This is a genomic window from Cellulomonas sp. ACRRI (genome assembly GCF_022346185.1).
Taxonomy (GTDB): Bacteria; Actinomycetota; Actinomycetes; order Actinomycetales; family Cellulomonadaceae; genus Cellulomonas.
Window position 1 is genome coordinate 1 of record NZ_JAKRMS010000114.1, and the last position, 14,267, is coordinate 14,267.

The following is a 14,267-nucleotide window of genomic DNA, read 5'->3' on the forward strand; positions in this document are numbered from 1 at the left end:
CCCGCGCCACCCGACGCACCCGCGCCACCGGGCGCGCCCGCCGGCGCGGGGTCGTCGCGGGGCGTGGACGCGCCCGGTGGCGCGGGTGCGTCGGGTGGCGCGGGTGCGTCGGGTGGCGTGGGCGCGCCCGGCGGCGCGGCCGCCCGGGGCGGGGCCGTCGTCCGCCGGCGGACGTGGCTCGGCCGGCGGCACGCGGCGGTGCTGGTCGCCGGGGCCGGGCTCGCCGTGGTCGGCCTGGTGGTGCTGCTCGTCGTGTGGGTGGGCCTCGTGACGTCCACCCTGCGCACCGGTCTCGCCGAGGAGGGCACGTGCGTCGCCGCGGCGACCGCGGGGGAGGGCGACGCGGCGGTGTCGTCCTCGCTGCTGCCGCCGCGCGCGGTGTGCACGTGGACCGTCGACGGGCGGGCGACGCAGACGGTGCTCGCCGAGGGGTCGGCGGCGCTCGCCGGCGCGGCCCTCGGCGGTGCCGCCGTCGGGGTGCTGCTCGTGGCGGGCGGCGCGACGGCGGCCTGGCGCGCCCGGCGACGCGCGACCGCCGCGACGGTGGCGCACCCGGCGTCCTGACGCCGGGGACGCAGCGATTCGGGCGCGCCCGACGTCCAGGCGCCGGGACCGCCGCGACGTGGCTCAGCGGGCCCTCCCGTCGTCGGAGGAGCTCCGTGACGCGCCCCGGACCGGCTCCCGCGGGACGGCCGCGGTGCTACTCATCCGTGTGTAGACCCATCAGGAGCGGGTCGGGACGCTCGCAGGTGTGGACGGCGAACTGCAACGCACCGTAGGACGGAACATCCGGCGCATCCGCGCGACCCGTGGGCTGAGCCAGGAGGAGCTGGCCGAGCTGATCGGGAACCACCGCACGTACGTGGGCTCGGTGGAGCGCGGTGAGCGCAACCTCTCGCTCCGGTCGCTCGAGCGGCTGGCGGACAGCCTGGGCGTGGACCCGGTCGCCCTGCTGGCCCCGCCGGAGCACGGCGAGCCAGGTCCCGGCGAGCCGGGACCTGGTGCGCCGGAGCCCGGCGACGCCGAGCCCGCCGAGCCGACGCCCGGTGCGCCCGGGCCCGGCGACGCCGACCGGGCGCCCCGGGGGCCCGCCGCGTCCTGAGCGAGGCCGGCGGGCGGCCGGCCCGCCCGCCGGTCAGGTCCCGGCCAGGTCGAGCACCCGGTCGAGGGCCGGCATCAGCCGGTGCCAGGACTCCGCGCTCAGCTCCAGGTGCTGCACCGCGCCGTCGCCGACGTACACCCAGGTCGTGCGCGCGCCGTCGCGGCGGTGGAGGCACACGGCGAGGTCGGCCGCCGCGGTGCGGTCGAGCGCGTCGGGCGTGCCGGGCCGCCCGGCCGGCTCCCGCTCGGCGAACGGCGAGACGGCGGCGCCGGGACCGCTCAGGAGCTGCCGGGCGGCCACGGACATCGAGGTGCTCACGTGCGAGCGGTCGCGCACGTCGTCGTCCTGCGCGTGCAGCACCACGCACCAGTCGGGGCAGGGGTCCGCCTGCCAGGTCGGTCGGTCGTGCTCGGGGGTCACGGGTCCTCCTCGGTCGGCCTGCCGAGGGGCTCCTGCGCGGCCGTGCCCCTCGTCCCACCCACTGTGGGTGCGACCACCGACACGTGGGCCCGGTCGTCCACAGGCTGCTCGGATCAGCCCTCCGGGGCCTCGCCGATCAGCTCGCGGACGGGCACGCCGAGGCGGTCGGCCAGGCGCTCGACGGAGCGCAGGGTGAGGTTGCGCTCCCCGCGCTCGACGCCGCCCAGGTAGGTGCGGTGCATGTCGACGTCGCGCGCGAGGGCCTCCTGGCTGATCCCGCGCTCGAGCCTCAGGCGGCGCACGCGCCGCCCCACCGTCACCTGCAGCTCACCTTCCACGCGCCCCACGGTCGGGGTCGTGCTACTTCTCTGTCTACAGACTGATGAGTAGCAGCCTAGCGAGCCGGGTGCCGCGGCGGGAAGCCCCGCCCTCCGGGCCCGCCCGGGTGCCGTGTCGGGGGCGCGCGGCATGATGTGCCCGTGGACGCGACACGACCCGAGACGACGAACCCCGAGGACTCCGGCCTGGACGAGGCCGCCGCGCGCCAGCGGTGGGCCGAGCTGGCGGACCGCGTCCGGGAGCTGCAGTTCGCCTACTACGTGCGCGACGAGCCGCTCGCGAGCGACGCCGACTACGACGCGACGCTGCGCCGGCTGGAGGCGCTCGAGGACGCCTACCCGGAGTTCGGCCTGCGGACGCCGGAGTCGCCCACCCAGAACGTCGGCGGCACGTTCTCCACCGAGTTCCGCGCGGTCGACCATGTCGAGCGGATGCTGTCGCTGGACAACGCGTTCTCGAGCGAGGACGTCGCCGCCTGGGCCGAGCGGGTGCACCGGGACCTGGAGCTGCCCGAGGGCGCGGGCGTCGGCTACCTGACCGAGCTCAAGATCGACGGGCTGGCGATCGCCCTGCTGTACGAGCGCACCGGCGACGGCCCTGCCCGCCTGGTCCGGGCCGCCACCCGCGGCGACGGCCGCACGGGCGAGGACGTCACGCTCAACGTCCGCACGATCGCCAGCATCCCGGACGTGCTGGCGGGGGACCCGGCCACGCACCCGGAGCTGATCGAGGTCCGCGGCGAGGTGTTCCTGCCGGTCGAGGCGTTCGAGCGGCTCAACGAGGCCCAGGTCGCGGCGGGCAGGGCCCCGTTCGCCAACCCGCGCAACGCCGCCGCGGGCTCGCTGCGGCAGAAGGACCCGCGGGTGACCGCGAGCCGGCCGCTCGGCATGTACGCGCACGGCATCGGCGCGCTGCGCTGGGGCGCCGCCCGCGCCACCGGCCTGGAGCGGCAGTCCCAGGTCTACGACCTGCTGACGGGCTGGGGCGTGCCGGTCTCGCCGCACTCGCGCGTCGTGACGGGGCTCGCGGACGTGACCGCGCGGATCGCCGAGGTCGGGGAGCACCGGCACGCGTACGAGCACGAGATCGACGGCGTCGTCATCAAGGTCGACGAGCTCGCGCTCCAGCGCCGGCTCGGTGCGACCAGCCGGGCGCCGCGGTGGGCGATCGCCTACAAGTACCCGCCGGAGGAGGTGAACACCCGGCTGCTCGCGATCGAGGTGAACGTCGGGCGCACGGGCCGGGTCACGCCGTACGCGGTGATGGAGCCGGTGCGGGTCTCCGGGTCGACCGTGTCGATGGCGACGCTGCACAACAAGGACGTCGTCGCGCTCAAGGGCGTGCGCCCGGGCGACATGGTGGTGCTGCGCAAGGCCGGCGACGTGATCCCCGAGATCGTCGGTCCGGTCACGGCGCTCGCGGACGACGGCTACCCGCGCACCGACTGGACCATGCCGACCGAGTGCCCCGAGTGCGGCTCGACGCTGCGCCCGATGCGCGAGGGCGACGTCGACCTGCGCTGCCCGAACGCCCGCACCTGCCCGGCGCAGGTCCGCGGCCGCGTCGAGCACATCGGCTCGCGCGGGGCGCTCGACATCGAGGCCCTCGGCGAGGTCACGGCCGCGGCCCTGACCCAGCCGGAGGTGCCCGAGACGCCCCCGGTGGTGAACGAGGCGGACCTGTTCGACCTGGTCGCGTGGCCGGCCGACGCCCCGGAGGACGAGCGCGAGCGGGTCCGGCAGCGGTCGTTCGCCCTGCTCCGGCAGGTGCAGGTGGTGGTGCGCGACCCCGAGACCGGCGAGCCGCGGGTCGACGAGGACGGCACGGTCCGCCGTCGCACGCCGTTCCGCCGCCGGGTCACGTACAGCGTGAAGGCGCGCCGCGAGGCCGAGGCCCGCGGCGAGCACCTGCCGGAGTACGAGGAGGTGCCGTCCGAGCAGGCGCGCACGCTGCTGGACGAGCTCGACGCGGCCAAGACCAAGCCGTTCTGGCGGGTGCTGGTCGGGCTGAGCATCCGCAACGTCGGGCCGACCGCCGCACGGGCGATCGCGCAGCACTTCGGCTCGATGGCGGCGCTGCGCGCGGCCCTCGACGACGCCGAGCAGGCGCGCGCCACGCTGTCCGCCGTCGAGGGCGTGGGGCCGACGATCGCCGACTCGATCATCGACTGGTTCGCGGAGGACTGGCACGCGGCGATCGTGGACCGGTGGCAGGCGGCGGGCGTCGTCATGGCCGACGAGGCCGACGAGTCCGCTCCCCGCACGCTCGAGGGGCTGACCGTGGTCGTGACCGGCAGCCTCGAGGGGTTCAGCCGGGACCAGGCCAAGGAGGCCGTGCTGTCCCGCGGGGGCAAGGCGTCGGGCAGCGTGTCCAAGAAGACCGACTACGTGGTGGTGGGGGAGAACGCCGGGTCGAAGGAGGCCAAGGCGATCGAGCTCGGGCTGCGGATCCTGGACGAGGCGGGGTTCGTCGCGCTGCTGGCCGGCGGTCCGGCGGCCGTGGGCGACGCGCCGGCAGAGGACGACGGGCCGGCCGGGGACGACGGGCCGGACGCGCCGGCCGGGGACGACGCGGACGACGCGGACGCCTCGTGACCGGCGCGGGCAGCGCGGCGGGAGCCGTCCGGTCGGCGACGCGCACCGCGCCGGTCCCGCCCGGCGTGCTGGTCGAGGCCGCCACCTGGCGCCCGGCGGCGACGCGGGACGTGGACGGCTGGCGGCTCGGGCTGTCGGGCGGGTTCACGCGCCGCGCCAACAGCGCGCTGCCGCTCGCGGCGCCCGCGGACCTCGACGCGACCCTGGGCCGGGTCGAGGCCGTGTACGCCGCCGCCGGGCAGCCGTCGGTCGTCCGGGTGTGCTCCGGCGCGCCCGAGGGGCTCGCCGCCGCGCTCGCGGCCCGGGGCTACGCCGAGCGCGCGGTCACCGACGTGCTGGTCCGGGACCTGGTGGCGCTGCCGCCCGAGCGGGTCGCTGTGCCCCCGGCCCTCCGGGTCGCCGTCGCCGACGCGCCCGACGACGCCTGGCTGGCCGGCTGGCTCGGCGTGAAGGCGGCCGGCGGGACGGTCGACGCCGCCGTCGCGCGGGCCGTGGTCACCGGTTCGCCGGCGCTGTACCTGACGGCCGCGGACGCGGACGGCGCGACCCTCGGCGTGCTGCGGGCCGCGCTGGAGGACGGCTGGACCGGGCTGTCCTGCCTGATGGTCGCGCCGGCCGCCCGGCGCCGTGGGCTCGGCCGGCTGCTGACCCGCCTCGGGGTGCGCGCGGCGGCCGACCGTGGCGCGACGCGCGCGTTCCTCCAGGTCGAGGCCGCGAACGCGGGCGCGGCGGACCTGTACGCGGCCGAGGGCTTCCGCGCGGCCGAGCGGTACGCGTACTGGGAGCGCTGACCCCTCGGCGTCCCGACCCGCGCCCCGGCGCCGCGCGTTCCGCGACGGCTCGGACGATACTGGCGCGATGATCGCCATCGAGCGCGCGGAGCTCCTGCAGGCCGCGGGCCTGCGCTGGACGCCGACGTCCGGGGACCGGTTCGCCCTGCGCCAGCCGGCCCTGGCCGGCGAGGTCTTCACCATCAGCGAGATGACCATCGAGCCGCACGCCTACCCGAGCGGCACGGTGCTCGGGTTCAACGGCACCACCGAGTGGGCGCTCGACTCCGTCACCCAGGACGACGCGGTGTGGCTGCCGCGCGAGGACCAGCTCCGCGAGCTGCTCGGCGGCACGTTCCGGAGCCTGGCGCGGGCGCTCGACGGCTCGTACCTCGTGGTCGTCGAGCTGCCGGGCCAGCCGGAGCGGTCGTTCGCCGCCGAGGAGGCCGAGGACGCCTACGCGGACGCGGTGCTGGCGCTGGTCTCGGCCGCGCGGGTCTGACCCGGCCGGGACCGGGTCCCGACTAGACTCCAGGGCATGTCCTCCCTCTCTCGTGACGAGGTCGCGCGCGTCGCGGGCCTGGCGCGGATCGACCTGACCCCCGAGGAGCTCGACCGCCTCGCGGGCGAGCTCGACGTGATCGTCGAGTCGGTCGCCCGGGTCAGCGAGGTCGCCACGCCCGACGTGCCGGCCACCAGCCACCCGCTGCCGATGACCAACGTGTTCCGCCCGGACGTCCCCGAGCAGCCGCTGACGCAGGCGCAGGCGCTGTCCGGCGCCCCCGCGTCCGAGGACGGCAAGTTCCTCGTCCCGCAGATCCTCGGGGAGGAGTGAGATGACCGACCTGACCCGCCTCTCCGCGTCGGAGCTGGCCGAGAAGCTGCGCGCCCGCGAGGTCACCAGCGTCGAGGTGACGCGGGCCCACCTGGACCGCATCGCCGCCGTCGAGCCCGCCGTGCACGCGTACCTGCACGTGTCGGCCGAGGAGGCGCTGGCCACGGCCGCCGACGTCGACGCGCGCCGCGCCGCGGGCGAGGAGCTGCACCCGCTCGCCGGCGTGCCGATCGCCGTCAAGGACGTCGTCGTGACGCAGGGCCTGCCGACCACGGCGGGCTCGAAGATCCTCGAGGGCTGGGTGCCGCCGTACGACGCGACCCTGGTCGAGCGGATCAAGGCCGCGGGCCTGCCGATCCTCGGCAAGACCAACATGGACGAGTTCGCCATGGGGTCGTCGACCGAGCACTCGGCGTACGGCAACACGCACAACCCGTGGGACCTGGACCGGATCCCCGGCGGGTCCGGCGGCGGCTCGGCCGCCGCGGTCGCGGCCTACGAGGCCCCGCTGGCCATCGGCACCGACACCGGCGGCTCGATCCGCCAGCCCGGCGCCGTCACCGGCACGGTCGGCGTGAAGCCGACGTACGGCTCGGTGTCCCGGTACGGCCTCATCGCGCTGGCCTCCAGCCTGGACCAGGCCGGCCCGGTCACGCGCACGGTGCTGGACTCGGCCCTGCTGCACGAGCTCATCGGCGGGCACGACCCGCGCGACTCGACCTCCATCCCGGAGCCGCTGCCCGGTCTGGTCGCGGCGGCCCGGCAGGGCGCGACCGGCGACCTCACCGGCGTGCGCGTCGGCGTCGTCCGCGAGCTGCAGGGCGAGGGCTACCAGCCCGGCGTCCTCGCGCGGTTCGAGGAGTCGCTGGACCTGCTCCGCGGCGCGGGCGCCGAGATCGTCGAGGTCTCCTGCCCGCACTTCGAGTACGCGCTCGGCGCGTACTACCTGATCCTGCCGTCCGAGGCGTCCAGCAACCTGGCGAAGTTCGACGGCATGCGGTTCGGCCTCCGGGTCGAGCCGTCCGAGGGCCCCGTGACCGCCGAGCGCGTCATGGCCGCGACCCGCGGCGCCGGCTTCGGCGACGAGGTCAAGCGCCGGATCATCCTCGGCACCTACGCCCTCTCGGCCGGCTACTACGACGCCTACTACGGCTCGGCGCAGAAGGTCCGCACGCTCATCCAGCGCGACTTCGCGAACGCGTTCGAGCAGGCGGACGTGCTGGTCTCCCCGACGGCGCCCACCACGGCGTTCAAGCTCGGCGAGAAGCTGGACGACCCGCTGGCGATGTACCTCAACGACGTCGCCACCATCCCGGCGAACCTCGCCGGCGTGCCCGGCATGTCGCTGCCGAACGGCCTGTCGGACGACGGCCTGCCCGTCGGCTTCCAGGTGCTGGCCCCGGCCAAGGCCGACGACCGGCTCTACCGCGTGGGCGCCGCGCTCGAGGCGCTGCTGGAGAAGAACTGGGGCGGCCCGCTGCTGGCCAAGGCTCCCGAGCTGGAGGTGGGCGAGTGAGCACCCAGACCGTCGACCTGGTCGACTACGACGAGGCCGTGGCCCGGTTCGACCCGGTCATCGGCATCGAGGTGCACGTCGAGCTCGGCACCGCGACCAAGATGTTCGACGGCGCCCCGCAGACGTTCGGCGCCGAGCCGAACACCGCGGTCACGCCGGTGTCCCTGGGCCTGCCGGGCGCCCTGCCCGCCGTCAACGGCACCGCGGTGGAGTACGCGATCCGGATCGGCCTCGCGCTGAACTGCGAGATCGCGGAGACCTGCCGGTTCGCCCGGAAGAACTACTTCTACCCGGACGTGCCGAAGAACTTCCAGACGTCGCAGTACGACGAGCCGATCGCCCACGACGGCTACCTGGACGTCGAGCTCGAGGACGGCACCGTGTTCCGCGTCGAGATCGAGCGCGCGCACATGGAGGAGGACGCCGGCAAGAACACCCACGTCGGCGGCTCCACCGGCCGCATCCAGGGCGCGGAGTACTCGCTGGTCGACTACAACCGCGCCGGCATCCCGCTGGTCGAGATCGTCACGAAGCCGATCACCGGCGCCGGCGAGCGCGCCCCCGAGGTCGCGCGGGCGTACGTGCAGACGCTGCGGGACATCTTCCGGGCGCTCGGGGTCTCCGAGGCGCGGATGGAGCGCGGCAACGTGCGCGCCGACGTCAACGTCTCGCTGCGCCCGACGCCGACCGCGCCGCTGGGCACCCGCACCGAGACCAAGAACGTGAACTCGTTCCGCTCGGTCGAGCGCTCCGTCCGGTACGAGATCAGCCGCCAGGCCGCGATCCTCGACGCGCAGGGCTCGGTCACCCAGGAGACCCGGCACTGGCACGAGGACACCGGCATCACCACGGCCGGCCGCGTGAAGTCGGACGCCGAGGACTACCGGTACTTCCCGGAGCCCGACCTGGTGCCCGTCGCCCCGTCGCGGGAGTGGGTCGAGGAGATCCGCGCTGCGCTGCCCGAGCTGCCCGCCGCCCGCCGGCGCCGGCTGCAGGGCGAGTGGGGCTACGCCGACGCCGAGATGCGCGACGTGGTCAACGCGGGTGCCGTCGAGCTGATCGCGGCGACCGTGGCCGCGGGCGCGAGCCCGGCCGCCGCGCGCAAGTGGTGGATGGGCGAGCTGGCCCGCACCGCCAAGACGCAGGAGGTCGAGCTCGCCGAGCTGCCGATCACCCCGGCGCAGATCGGCCAGCTCCAGCAGCTCGTCGACGCGGGGCGGATCAACGACAAGCTGGCGCGCCAGGTGCTCGAGGGTGTGCTCGCGGGGGAGGGCGACCCGGAGGCGGTGGTCGTCGCCCGCGGGCTGGAGGTCGTGTCCGACGACGGCCCGCTGCTCGAGGCGATCGACGCGGCCCTGGCCGCGCAGCCGGACATCGCGGCGAAGATCCGCTCCGGCAACCTCGGCCCGGTGGGCGCGATCATCGGCTCGGTGATGAAGGCGACCCGCGGCCAGGCGGACGCCGGCCGCGTCCGCGAGCTGGTCCTGGAGCGCGTGCAGGCCTGAGCACCACCACGGCGGCGCGGCACCCGGGCGGACCGGGGCCGCGCCGCCGTCGCGTGCGGGGACGGCCCCACGCGGAACGCGCGCGACCGCGCGGCGAAACACGACGGTCACCCGCAGTGCCTAGGCTCGGGTCGACGAGGAGGCAGTCCCATGGAGAAGCCCACGCTCGAGGGCGAGATGATCCACCTGCGCCCCATCCGCGCCGACGACGCGCCGGCGATGTGGGACATGGTCAACGACCCCGAGGGGATGCGGACCACCGGCACCACGACGGTGTTCACCCGCGCCCAGATCGACGCCTGGTGCGCGACGGTCTCCGGCCTGGACGGCCGGATCGACCTGGCCATCACCGCGAACGGCTCCGACGAGTACCTCGGCGAGATCGTGCTGAACGACATCGACGAGGTGGTCGGTTCGGCGAACATGCGCCTGGTCATGCGGCCGGCGTACCGCGGCCGCGGCTACGGCACCGAGGCGATCGAGCTGGTGCTGGGCCTGGCGTTCGACGGGATCGGCCTGCACCGGGTCGGGCTGGACGTGCTGAGCATCAACGCGCGGGCCCGCTCGCTCTACGAGAACATCGGGTTCCGGGTCGAGGGGCGCCGGCGGGACGCGTACCGCGACGGCGACGGCTGGTGCGACGGCATCGACATGGGGATGCTCGAGGACGAGTACCGGGCGCTGCGCGCGGCCTGACCGCGGCCCCCGCACGCACGCCACGAGGCGCCGGTCCCCGGGAGGGTGGGGACCGGCGCCTCGCGCCTGCGGTGAGCGGCCGGGCCGCTCAGGGGTGCTGGTCGGTCAGATGAGCCAGCGGTTCTTCTGCACGATCGGCAGGCTCTTCCACCAGCGGCCGAGGCCCCAGGTGTCGCCGCCGGCGGTCAGCGCGACGAGCACCAGGACCAGCGCGTAGATGATGTGGTAGTCCATGACCGGGTTGGTCGAGCCCGCGATGAGGGGCCACTCGGCCAGCCACATCATCGCCATGATCAGCGAGCCGGCGCCGGCCGCGACCCGGGTGCCGATGCCGAGCATGACCGCCAGGCCGACGCCCAGCATGCCGAGCATGAACAGCACGTCCGAGGCGGGGCTGGCGATGCCGTTGAAGAAGCCGGTCAGCGGGCCCTGGGCCGCGAACTGCAGGAAGCCCTGGCTGGGCGCGCCGCCGTGGATCCAGGCCGCGTCCGAGGCCGTCGAGTAGCCGAACCCGAACGTCTTGTCGAGGAAGGCCCAGAGGAAGATGAACCCCGTCGAGAGACGGAGGGCGGCGAGCACGCGGCGGGCGGCCACCGAGGTGACGACGTCCTCCTGGGTCCGCGAGGTCGCGGGGGCCGCCTCGGTGCGGGGGGTGGTGATCGTGGTCATGATCCGTGCCTTCTTGTGTGGGGTTCACCTTGTGATGACTTTCCCAATGTCCTCCCGTCCGAGGCCCCGCACCCCGGACGGAAGTCCCGAACTCCCTGCGTGTCGCTGCTGGAAAGCGCTCCGCGTCACCCGGATGCCGGTCACCCGGGACCTCGGTCCCGGGGCGGGAAGGGCCAGACCCGGGACCTCCGTCCCAGTCCGCGGGGGGTGTGGCCACGGCGCCGGACCGCCCCGCGCGCGGACGAGGCGCCCGCCCCGGGTCGGGACGGGCGCCTCGTCGTGCAGCGGGCCGGCGGCGGTCTCCGTCCGCCGCCGGCCGCGTCCTCAGCGCAGCCAGCGCTGCGCCCGCACCACCGGCAGCTCGCGCCACACGCGGCCGAGCCCCCAGGTGTCGCCCGCCAGGCAGGTCGCGCAGGCGATCAGGGCCAGGGCGTAGACGATGTGGTAGTCGACGAGCGGGTTCGTCGAGCCGGCGGTGAGCGGCCACTCCGCGGCCCACATCAGGATCATGATGAGCGAGCCCGACCAGGCGGAGACCCGCAGGCCGATGCCCAGCATCACCGCGAGGCCGACGCCAAGCATGCCGAGCATGAACAGCACGTCGGTGGCGGGGCTGGCGATCGACTGGAACAGGCCCTTGAACGGGCCGACGACCGCCTCGCTGTTCAGGAAGCCCTGGCTCGGCGTGCCGCCGTTGATCCAGGCCCGCTCGGACGGGGTCGAGTAGCCGAGGCCGAACGTCTTGTCGACGAAGGCCCACAGGAAGATGAACCCGGTGGCCAGCCGGGTCGCGGCGAGCGCGCGGCGCGCGTTCAGGGAGGTGACGACGTCCTCCTGGGCCGGCAGCGGGGCCGGTGCGGCGGACGAGCGCGAGAGGGTGGGTGCGGACATGGCGGCTGCCTCCGGATCACGACGGTGTGACGATGCGCCCAATGTCCCGCTTCGTCCCGTTGGACGGAGGGGCCGAAGGTCCTGACTCGCCCCGCCGCCGGGGCCCCCGGGACGCGATCGCCCGGAACCCGGGACCTCTGTCCCAGCGCCCGGGATCGCCGAGACCTGTGGTTCGCGCCGAGATCGGTGGGTGCAACCACCGCGCGAAAGCACCGATCTCGCGGCGCTGGGCCGGCCCGGCGTCAGCGCATCGACTGGTAGGCACCGAGCGAGACGGCGCGCTCGTGCGCGTGGTCCACGATCCGCTCGGGGTAGTCCGGGGCGGCCGAGCGGGGGATCTTCCAGGGCTCGTGCACCGCCTTGCCGGGGATGTCGCGGAGCTCGGGCACCCAGCGCCGGACGTAGTGCCCGTGCGGGTCAAACTTCACGCCCTGGGTCACGGGGTTGAACACCCGGAAGTACGGAGCGGCGTCCCGGCCGGTCCCGGCGACCCACTGCCAGTTCATCTGGTTCTGCGGGATGTCGCCGTCCACCAGCCACGCCATGAAGTGGTCCGCACCGCGCTGCCAGCGGACGTGCAGGTCCTTGACCAGGAACGAGGCGACGGCCATCCGCACGCGGTTGTGCATCCAGCCCTCGCCACGCAGCTGCCGCATCCCGGCGTCGACCAGCGGGTAGCCCGTGCGGCCCTCGGCCCAGGCCGCGAGCGCCTCCGCCTCCGCGCGGCCGTTCACCCAGGCGCCCTCGGGGACGACCGGCGTCAGCGACTCGTGCGCCGCCCGCGGGTGGTGGAACAGCACGTCGGCGTGGAAGTCCCGCCACGCGATCTGGCCGCGGAACGTGTCGGCGCCCTCGCCCCGCCGGTGCGCGAGGTCGGCCAGGATCGTGCGCGGGTGGATCTCGCCCCACTTGAGCGGGACCGACAGCCGCGAGGTGCTGTCGAGGTCCGGGCGGTCGCGCTCCGCCTTGTAGTGCGACAGCGGGCCGTCGAGCATCTCCGCCCACCGGGCGAGCGCCGCCGCCTCGCCGGCCTCCGGCAGCGCGAGCCCGTCGGGCACCGGGGCGTCCGGCGCGGCGTCGGACCGGCCGCCGTCGAGGAACGTGATCGCGCGAGCCGTCTCCGCAGCGGCCGGGGCGGGGGAGTGCCAGCCGTGCTCGGCCCAGGCGCGGCGGAACGGCGTGAACACCTGGTACGGCGAGCCGGACTGGTTGCGGACCCGGCCCGGCGTCACCGCGTACGGCGAACCGGTCCGGACCAGCGCCCGGCCGTCCTCCTCCAGGGTCCACTCGACCTGGTCGTCGCGGCGCCGCCCGAACGGCTCGGTCGACGCGGCCACGTGCACCGCCTCGGCGTCGACCTCGCGGGCCACCGCCGGCACCACCTCGCGCGGGTCGCCGTGGCGGACCAGCAGCCGGCCGCCGGTCTGCTCGTCGAGCGCCGCGAGGCTCCGGGCCAGGTAGGCGCGCCGCGGGGCGCCCGACGACGCCCACAGCCGGGGGTCGAGCACGTACAGCGCGAGCACGTCGCCCTGCCCGGCCGCCGCGTGCAGGGCCGGGTTGTCGCCGAGCCGCAGGTCGCGGCGGAACCAGTGGATCGCGGTCACCCGGCGACGGTAGCCACGGGGACCGGGGGTCGCGAGCCGTGCGTGCGCCGGCCGCCGTGCCCCGGCGCGCGGGCTCGTGGACCTGCGTCGAGGCACCACCGGCCCGGGCGATGAGCCGATGGTGCCTCGACTGGGGGTACCTGGTGACGGGTCGTCGTCACCAGGTGACCGGAGCGGACCCCGGGCGGGAAGCCCGGTGGTCGCCCCGGGGGAGAGACGACCGGTGGGTCCGTGCGCCCAGCCTGCCCCGGCGCGGCGACCCGTGGTTGGGCCGTTGGTCCCGACCTCGCGGGTCGGTCAGCGACCGGCGACCGCGTCCGCGTGCGCCGCGACCGCGTCCCGCAGGTACACCGCGAGCCCGGGCGCCACGGCGTCGTACGTCGCGGCGAACCGCGGGTCGTCCACGTACATGGCAGCCAGGTTCCGGTACGCCTCCGGGTCCGGGGTCCAGAACAGGGAGACCCAGGCGTGGTGCCGCGCGACCAGGTCCCGCACCGCGGCGTCGGTGACGGGCGTGCCCGCCGCCAGCAGCGCGGCCAGCCCCGCGCTCACGGCCTCGCCCTCGCGCCGGTGCGCCTCCCGCTCGTCGTCGGACAGGTCCTCCCACGCGCGGGTGCCGCGGTCCACCGCCGCGTCGCCCCAGCGCTTGCGCGCCTCCGCCTCGTAGCGGCGGTGGTCGAAGCCCTCGTACATCTCGTCAGCAGGCATGTCGGTGCCCCCTTCCAGGGACTCGATGGTGGCGGCGACGGTGCGGGCGAGCCGGTCCAGCCGGTCCCGCTCCTCCAGCAGCGCGGCGTGGTGCTCGCGCAGCCGGTCGGCCTGGACGCGCCGCGGGTCCGCGCCGGGGACCCGGCCGCCGGCGTCGAGGATCTCCCCGATCGCCGCCAGCCCGACCCCGAGCTCCCGGAGCACCAGCACCTGCTGGAGCCGCAGCAGCTCGGCGCGGCCGTACTCCCGCTGACCGCCCGGCGCCGTGCCGACCGGACGCAGCAGCCCGATCGCGTCGTAGTGCCGCAGGGTCCGGGACGTCACGCCGGACAGCCGCACCACCTCGGCGGTGGTCCACCGCTCCGTGCCCGTCGTGCCCGTCGTGCCGGTCATGCGCCCGTCCCGTCGTGTCGCCGACGGCGGTCGTTCCGCCGTCGCTGCTCGACGGTAGGCGTTGACGCCGCGTCAACCGCAACCTCTCCCGCCCCGCGCCCGCCGACCCGGCCGCACGAGTCACCCGACCCGCCCTCTCCCGCCGAGATAGGACCGTCCCGCTGAGATAGGACGCGGCAGGGCCCTAACTCGGCGGGAGAGGGCGGGTCGGGTGACTCGTGCGGC

The 14,267-nt window shown here is 75.6% G+C and carries 14 protein-coding genes and 1 pseudogene; 9 read left to right on the top strand and 6 right to left on the bottom strand.

All coding sequences use genetic code 11. The features are described from left to right. Together MHY85_RS16680 and MHY85_RS16685 are read left to right on the top strand one after the other, a co-directional pair. Nucleotides 1–564: pseudogene (locus tag MHY85_RS16680) on the top strand (hypothetical protein); the annotation flags it as partial. 187 nt (nucleotides 565–751) lie between these two features. Further along, nucleotides 752–1,102 carry a helix-turn-helix domain-containing protein gene (locus MHY85_RS16685; protein WP_239198326.1) on the top strand — a complete coding sequence of 117 codons (351 nt, stop codon included), beginning with the start codon at nucleotides 752–754 and terminating at the stop codon, nucleotides 1,100–1,102. A gap of 33 nt (nucleotides 1,103–1,135) precedes the next feature. On the opposite strand, the gene MHY85_RS16690 is transcribed toward MHY85_RS16685, so the two are convergent. Together MHY85_RS16690 and MHY85_RS16695 are read right to left on the bottom strand one after the other, a co-directional pair. After that, nucleotides 1,136–1,522 carry a hypothetical protein gene (locus MHY85_RS16690; RefSeq protein ID WP_158374636.1) on the bottom strand — a complete coding sequence of 129 codons (387 nt, stop codon included), beginning with the start codon at nucleotides 1,520–1,522 and terminating at the stop codon, nucleotides 1,136–1,138. Nucleotides 1,523–1,635: 113 nt separating this feature from the next. Then, nucleotides 1,636–1,860: a helix-turn-helix domain-containing protein gene (locus MHY85_RS16695; RefSeq protein ID WP_239198330.1), complete on the bottom strand. Its 225-nt coding sequence runs from the start codon at nucleotides 1,858–1,860 to the stop codon at nucleotides 1,636–1,638. 141 nt (nucleotides 1,861–2,001) lie between these two features. Here MHY85_RS16695 and ligA point away from each other — a divergent pair, with 141 nt between their 5' ends. From ligA to MHY85_RS16730, 7 genes are all read left to right on the top strand, one after another. Then, a complete protein-coding gene (gene ligA / locus MHY85_RS16700) occupies nucleotides 2,002–4,455 on the top strand; it encodes an NAD-dependent DNA ligase LigA (protein WP_239198333.1) in 2,454 nt (817 codons plus the stop codon). After that, on the top strand, nucleotides 4,452–5,246 hold the full coding sequence (locus MHY85_RS21935; RefSeq protein WP_239198336.1) for an N-acetyltransferase: 795 nt from the start codon (nucleotides 4,452–4,454) through the stop codon (nucleotides 5,244–5,246). The genes ligA and MHY85_RS21935 overlap by 4 nt, the downstream gene beginning before the upstream one ends. A 67-nt stretch (nucleotides 5,247–5,313) precedes the next feature. Beyond that, nucleotides 5,314–5,727 carry a pilus assembly protein CpaE gene (locus tag MHY85_RS16710; protein WP_239198339.1) on the top strand — a complete coding sequence of 138 codons (414 nt, stop codon included), beginning with the start codon at nucleotides 5,314–5,316 and terminating at the stop codon, nucleotides 5,725–5,727. A 36-nt stretch (nucleotides 5,728–5,763) separates the two neighbouring features. Then, nucleotides 5,764–6,060 (top strand): Asp-tRNA(Asn)/Glu-tRNA(Gln) amidotransferase subunit GatC, encoded by a 297-nt coding sequence (gene gatC / locus MHY85_RS16715; RefSeq protein ID WP_239198342.1) that lies wholly within the window; start codon nucleotides 5,764–5,766, stop codon nucleotides 6,058–6,060. Nucleotide 6,061: 1 nt separating this feature from the next. Then, complete coding sequence (gene gatA / locus MHY85_RS16720; protein ID WP_239198345.1) at nucleotides 6,062–7,576, top strand: Asp-tRNA(Asn)/Glu-tRNA(Gln) amidotransferase subunit GatA; 1,515 nt, start codon at nucleotides 6,062–6,064, stop codon at nucleotides 7,574–7,576. Next, entirely contained in the window at nucleotides 7,573–9,081 is a 1,509-nt protein-coding gene (gatB, locus tag MHY85_RS16725; protein ID WP_239198348.1) for an Asp-tRNA(Asn)/Glu-tRNA(Gln) amidotransferase subunit GatB, read from the top strand. Before gatA ends, gatB begins: the two co-directional genes overlap by 4 nt. 150 nt (nucleotides 9,082–9,231) lie before the next feature. Further along, a complete protein-coding gene (locus MHY85_RS16730; RefSeq protein WP_158374620.1) occupies nucleotides 9,232–9,777 on the top strand; it encodes a GNAT family N-acetyltransferase in 546 nt (181 codons plus the stop codon). A gap of 105 nt (nucleotides 9,778–9,882) precedes the next feature. Here MHY85_RS16730 and MHY85_RS16735 read toward each other — a convergent pair whose 3' ends face one another. The 4 genes from MHY85_RS16735 to MHY85_RS16750 form a co-directional block, all read right to left on the bottom strand. After that, nucleotides 9,883–10,446 carry a DoxX family protein gene (locus tag MHY85_RS16735; RefSeq protein WP_239198351.1) on the bottom strand — a complete coding sequence of 188 codons (564 nt, stop codon included), beginning with the start codon at nucleotides 10,444–10,446 and terminating at the stop codon, nucleotides 9,883–9,885. Nucleotides 10,447–10,770: 324 nt separating this feature from the next. Then, entirely contained in the window at nucleotides 10,771–11,337 is a 567-nt protein-coding gene (locus MHY85_RS16740) for a DoxX family protein (RefSeq protein WP_239198354.1), read from the bottom strand. A 242-nt stretch (nucleotides 11,338–11,579) separates the two neighbouring features. After that, nucleotides 11,580–12,941 (bottom strand): deoxyribodipyrimidine photo-lyase, encoded by a 1,362-nt coding sequence (locus MHY85_RS16745; protein ID WP_239198357.1) that lies wholly within the window; start codon nucleotides 12,939–12,941, stop codon nucleotides 11,580–11,582. A gap of 297 nt (nucleotides 12,942–13,238) precedes the next feature. Next, on the bottom strand, nucleotides 13,239–14,042 hold the full coding sequence (locus MHY85_RS16750; RefSeq protein WP_239198360.1) for a MerR family transcriptional regulator: 804 nt from the start codon (nucleotides 14,040–14,042) through the stop codon (nucleotides 13,239–13,241). Between the last annotated feature and the right edge of the window lie 225 nt (nucleotides 14,043–14,267).

What these genes read in the sequence shown, in the direction of transcription:
- MHY85_RS16735 (WP_239198351.1), bottom strand. Translation starts at nt 10,446, where the DNA reads ATGACCACGATCACCACCCCCCGCACCGAGGCGGCCCCCGCGACCTCG.
- MHY85_RS16710 (WP_239198339.1), top strand. Translation starts at nt 5,314, where the DNA reads ATGATCGCCATCGAGCGCGCGGAGCTCCTGCAGGCCGCGGGCCTGCGC.
- MHY85_RS16750 (WP_239198360.1), bottom strand. Translation starts at nt 14,042, where the DNA reads ATGACCGGCACGACGGGCACGACGGGCACGGAGCGGTGGACCACCGCC.
- MHY85_RS16730 (WP_158374620.1), top strand. Translation starts at nt 9,232, where the DNA reads ATGGAGAAGCCCACGCTCGAGGGCGAGATGATCCACCTGCGCCCCATC.
- gatC (WP_239198342.1), top strand. Translation starts at nt 5,764, where the DNA reads ATGTCCTCCCTCTCTCGTGACGAGGTCGCGCGCGTCGCGGGCCTGGCG.
- MHY85_RS16740 (WP_239198354.1), bottom strand. Translation starts at nt 11,337, where the DNA reads ATGTCCGCACCCACCCTCTCGCGCTCGTCCGCCGCACCGGCCCCGCTG.
- gatA (WP_239198345.1), top strand. Translation starts at nt 6,062, where the DNA reads ATGACCGACCTGACCCGCCTCTCCGCGTCGGAGCTGGCCGAGAAGCTG.